The 5,303-nt window shown below is 65.7% G+C and carries 5 protein-coding genes; all 5 read left to right on the top strand.

From position 1 onward, the window contains the following. The first annotated feature begins 121 nt into the window (after positions 1-121). Complete coding sequence (locus VGD20_RS09005) at positions 122-640, top strand: DUF3617 domain-containing protein (RefSeq protein WP_331134120.1); 519 nt, start codon at positions 122-124, stop codon at positions 638-640. A 787-nt stretch (positions 641-1,427) separates the two neighbouring features. Next, positions 1,428-3,185 (top strand): tetratricopeptide repeat protein, encoded by a 1,758-nt coding sequence (locus VGD20_RS09000; protein ID WP_331134119.1) that lies wholly within the window; start codon positions 1,428-1,430, stop codon positions 3,183-3,185. Positions 3,186-3,216: 31 nt separating this feature from the next. Continuing rightward, on the top strand, positions 3,217-4,419 hold the full coding sequence (locus VGD20_RS08995; protein ID WP_331134118.1) for a serine hydrolase domain-containing protein: 1,203 nt from the start codon (positions 3,217-3,219) through the stop codon (positions 4,417-4,419). 46 nt (positions 4,420-4,465) lie between these two features. After that, complete coding sequence (locus VGD20_RS08990) at positions 4,466-4,702, top strand: acyl carrier protein (RefSeq protein ID WP_003039428.1); 237 nt, start codon at positions 4,466-4,468, stop codon at positions 4,700-4,702. 169 nt (positions 4,703-4,871) lie between these two features. Then, positions 4,872-5,303: beta-ketoacyl synthase N-terminal-like domain-containing protein (locus VGD20_RS08985; RefSeq protein ID WP_331134121.1), on the top strand; the 432-nt coding region annotated here is incomplete at its 3' end.

Below are 5,303 nucleotides of genomic sequence, written 5' to 3'. Positions count from 1 at the left end.
GCGAATCTGGATTGCCATCGCTACCAATATGGTATCGATTGGGGCCAACGACAATTATAATGGTTGCAACCAAATCGTCGCATCTGGGTTCCCCCATTTGCCCAACAGGAGGATGAATTATATGAAGAAATTTCTGACGGTCGCCGCGGTCGGCGCCCTCATCGCAGTCTCGGGCTGCGGCAAGAGCGAGAACGCCGCCGCCAGCGGTCCGGTGAAGCGCGAAGCCGGCAACTGGAAAACCGACATCAAGCTGGTGAAGTTCGAAGTCCCCGGCATGCCGGCCGAAATGAAGGACGGCATGGCGAAGATGATGGAAGGCGCCAGCGGCATGGACCAGTGCTTCACGCAGGAGCAGGTCGACAAGGAAGACATCGCGGCCGAACTCGCCAAGGGTCCGGGTAACGGCGGCGAGTGCAAATGGTCGAAAAAGGACGTCGCGGGCGGCAAGATCGACGTCGCGGGCACCTGCACCGCCAATGGCCAGACGGTCGACATGACGATGGTCGGCACGATGGAGCCCAAGAAGAACGACGTGACTATCACGACCAAGGGCAAGGTCCCGACCGGCGGCGACATGGAAATGGTCATGCAGATGACCGCGACCCACACCGGTCCGTGCAAGGCGCCGACGACGACGTAAGTCTTCGCACCTTGCCGGAATATCGGGGCGCCAGTGAAAACTGGCGCCCCTTTTCGTGAACCCTGTCGCCTCGGCGAGGCGATTTCGGCTTTGGGGTGGTTAGCTGTCCCTTGTGCACCCCGGCGAAAGCCGGGGTCCATGGCGTCAGAAGGCTGGCATTGCGCGATTACGCTCTGGGCCCCGGCTTTCGCCGGGGTGCACATCCCTATCGGCAGCTTCCGGTCGAAACCTGACATTCGTCACCGCGGGGTTTGCAAATGACGGCGGCAGTTCGACATTGGTTATCGGTGTTTCACTTCACCGCGCGCTGTGCCGGCTGCACCTTGGCGCCGGTATTCGGAAGCATCGGGATCGGCGCGCTTGCGGCACGGATAACAGCCGGACAGGACAGGGGTCGACTTGCCGGGCGGACGGACAGGTGGGGCTGTCGGGCCGCCCGGCGAAGTCTTGGAATGAAGCCGGAGGGGGGTTGAAGGGTGCCAGGGACCAGCTCGCACCTTTCGCCTGTCGGCCTCAACGCCACGTCATCGTAGGAATGCCGCGACCCTGAAAGAATGACACAATTCGGGACGCGCGGCAGTTACAAGGGGTCACATGCCATAATGTTGCCGTTTGATAACCAATCCTTAACCCGTTTTCGCGTTTTTCCGGGCGGATTGGCGCGGGGGATTTCTTCTGATATGTCGTGCGGCCTGCCTGTTACCGTTACGTGGAAGTAACAATGGCTGGTCGCACTTGCTGATTGGCGTATCTACCGCCTCGCCCGTCGGGGGCATTTGAGGGTAGCATGGACCACGCGAAAGCGAACGAGACACAGAATCCGGGGGAAACCGACCGGATCATCGCGGAGGAACTCGAGCGCCTGCTCGATTCCCCGATGTTCGTCCGCTCGCCGGTGCTGTCGCGCCTGCTGCAATTCCTTGTCGAGCACCGCCTGCGCGGCGGTCGCAGTTCGCCCAAGGCCTATGCGATCGCGACCGAGGCGCTCGGCCGCAGCGAGGATTTCGACCCCGCGGTCGACAGCTATCCGCGCGTCATGGTGGGGCGGCTGCGCACGCTGCTCGACCGCTATTATGCCGATACGCCGTGGATCCATCGCCTGCGCGTGCCGCAGGGCAGTTACGAGGTCGTCGTCCAGCATCGCTCGGCGCCCCCGATGCGGTCGGCGGACGACCCGGCCGGCGAGAGTGACGTCAAGGCAGCAGCGACCGCCGCAACTCCCGTCCGCCCGCCGACCCCCGGCGCCCGGCATCCGCAGCAGGGCGGCCCGCGCTTTGGCCGCTGGCTGGTTGTCCTGGCCCTTCTCGCCCTGGCGCTTTCGGCGCTGTGGACGCTGCGTGGCGGGCCGGGCCGGTTGTTCGTCGGCGACCCGGTGCCCGTGCCGCTGCTCGAGCTCAGTGCCCCGTCAGCCGGCAGCTCGCCCGAATCACGGGCCTTGGCGCGCGCGCTCGACGGCAAGCTGCGCGACGGCCTGAGGCGTTTCGATCTGGTCGACCTGCTCAGTTCGCGGGCGCCGGGCAGCACGGCCCCGCGAAGCAGCGACTATCGGCTCGACGCTTCGCTGGTGCGCACGCTGGACGGCGGCGCCGATATCACGCTCGTGCTCAACCGCGTTGCCGACCAGCGCACCATCTGGTCGCAGCAACTGCGTCTCGGCGACGCCGACACGCCCGAATTCACCGGGCTCGAACCCGCTATCGCGCAGGTTGCGGGCGACTATGGCGTGATCGTGCGCGACCAGGTCCAGCGCCAGCCCGATAATTTCTCGGCCGGATATCCCTGTCTCGCGCAGTTCAACCGGATGCGCCAGATGCGCAAGGTGGCGTCGGTCAAGCAGGTCGACGCGTGCCTTCGCGCCACATTGCGGGACAACCCGCGCGATCCCGTCGCGCTCACCGCCTTGTCGCTGGTGCGCTATGGCGACTGGCAGCCGCAGCGAATGACCGCGGCGGGCCGCACGGCGCTCACCGAAGCGCGCGCGCTGGCGCAACGTTCGTATGAAAGCAGTCCCAATTCTTCGGCGGGCCTGTTCGCGATGGCGCGCGCGAATTTTTATGCCGGCAATTGTGCGGGCGGCAATTCGATGGGCGACGCCGCGCTCGCCCTGAACCCCTATGATCCCGATATGGCGGGCTTCCTCGGGCTCTTCAAAGTCACGTGCGGACTGATGCCCGAGGGTGAAGCATTGCTCCGGCGGTCGCTGGCGCTCGATGCGTCTTATCCCGGCGTTCCTGCGGTCACGCTGGCCTTTCTGTTGTCGCAGCGCGGCGAGGTGGCGGAGGCGCGGAAGATTCTCGACCAGATGCCGTCGCCCAGCAACATGGAGCCGCAATATATGATGGTGCGCGCGGTCGTGCTGGCGCGGCGCGGCCATGTGCCGGAAGCGCGCGAGCAATGGCAGCGCCTGCTCGAATATACGGGTCAGCCCGCCTCGGCTCCGCCTGAAGTGGTGATCAGCCGTTTCATCATTACCCCGGTGGTGATCCAGCGCGCCGCGGCCGCGCTGCGCGAATCGGGGGTGATTCCCGCCAGCGCGGCGCCTTGACGGCAGCGCGGGTGCCGCGCAGGGTGGCACGATGCTCGCCGGCCTCGCCCTGTTGACACTTGCCGCGGCATCGCCGCCGCCCGCCGCGGTTGCCGTGCATTTCGACCGCGACGGAAAGATCGAGACCCGCGTCGCCGAAGGCCTGGCCGACCGCGCAGCCGGCCGCGCCGTCACGCCCGACGATCCCGTTCGCATCGCCTCGATTTCCAAGCTTGTCGTCGCGCTGGGCGTGCTGCGGCTCGTCGAGCAGCGGCGGCTCGATCTCGATCGCGATGTCTCGGACTATCTGGGCTGGCGCCTGCGCCACCCGGGCTGGCCCGACCGGCCGTTGACGCTTGGCGACCTCCTCGGCCATCGCTCGGGGCTCGCCGACAATGTCGACTATGCGCTGCCGCTCGGCGCCGATCTCGAAACCGTGTTGCGCGACCCGGCGGCATGGGACCCGGCGCGCCCGCCGGGCGGCGATTTCGCCTATGCCAACCTCAATTACCCCGTCGTCGCGGCGGCGATCGAGGGGGCGACCGGCGAGCGGTTCGACCGCGCGATGGCGCGGCTCGTTTTTCGTCCGCTCGGGATCGATGCCTGTTTCAACTGGCCGACGTGCAGCGACGCCGCCGTGTCGCGCGCGGTGACGCTCTACGGCGCCGACGGCGCGGTCGTGCGCGACGACCTGAAGGGCGTTCGGCCTGCCTGTCCCGTCGTTCCGGCGGCGGACGGCGGTTGCGACCTCGATCTCTATCGGCTCGGCCGCCACGGCGCGGGATTCAGTCCGCAAGGCGGCCTGCGCATTTCGGCGAACGGCCTCGCGCGGATCGGCATCATGCTGCTGCGCCGCGGCGAGGACTTTCTGAAGCCCGAAAGCCTTGCGCGGCTGGAGGCGATGGCGCGTGTCCGCCCGACGAGCGGCGAGGGGACAGGCGGCTTCTTCTGCGAATATGGCATAGCTATGCACAGCACCGGCGGTCCGGCGCTGGCGGATCCCGCGTGCCGCGACGACCTTTTCGGCGACGGCCGCCTGCGCCTTGGCCATTCGGGCGACGCCTATGGATTACGCTCGGGGATATGGTTCGACCTTGAAGGCGGCGATGGCATTGCCTATTTCGTCACGCAGGTGCCGGAGGGGCAGAAAGGGACACGGTCGGCTTACAGCGCTGCAGAGGAAGTCCTGGTCGACGCGGCGCTTCGCCGCACGGCCGGTGCCAGCCCTCTTGCCAGCCCCGCCCACGGGCACTAGGGCAATTTTCAACATTCACGACATAGTCAGAAAAAAGGAACTGTGCATGAGCGATTCGGCCGAAAAGGTTAAAAAGATCGTTGTCGAACATCTGGGCGTCGAAGCCGACAAGGTCACCGAAGAAGCGAGCTTCATCGACGATCTGGGCGCCGACAGCCTCGACATCGTCGAACTGGTGATGGCGTTCGAAGAAGAATTCGGCGTCGAAATCCCCGACGATGCGGCGGAAAAGATCGCCACCGTCAAGGATGCGATCGACTATATCGAAGCGAACAAGGGCTGATTTGGCCCGGTCCGGCCTGGCCGGACGCGGCGGCGACGCCGCCCACGCGTTTCCGGCTTCCCGGTCCCGAGCGTTCGCGCGCAGTGGCCGGGAAGCTTTTTTTATGGATATGCGATTTCTGAAATGATGCGGCACCCCGCGGGGGCAGGGGCCGATGAAAGGAATGACTATGCGCCGGGTTGTGGTGACGGGTTTGGGTTTGGTGACGCCGCTGGGCGCCGATGTGGAAACCACATGGGCGAATTTGCTTGCGAGCAAATCGGGGGCAGGCACGATCACCCATTTCGACGCATCGGACCAGAAATGTACGATCGCGTGCGAGGTCAAGGGACCCGACCATGAATATGGTTTCGACCCCGGCAAGCGCGTCGACCACAAGGTGCAGCGCCAGGTCGATCCTTTCATCATCTATGGCATCGATGCGGCGGGGCAGGCGATCGAGGATGCGGGGCTCGAGGATATGTCCGACGAAATGAAGCTGCGTGCCGGCTGTTCGATCGGGTCGGGTATCGGCGGCCTGCCGGGAATCGAGAGCGAGAGCCTGCTGCTCGCCGAAAAGGGCCCCGGCCGCGTCAGCCCGCACTTCGTTCACGGCCGCCTG

This window comes from Sphingopyxis sp. (assembly GCF_036402335.1).
GTDB lineage: Bacteria > Pseudomonadota > Alphaproteobacteria > Sphingomonadales > Sphingomonadaceae > Sphingopyxis.
Note: the sequence above shows the minus strand (reverse complement) of the source record. Positions and strands in the feature narration are given on the sequence as shown.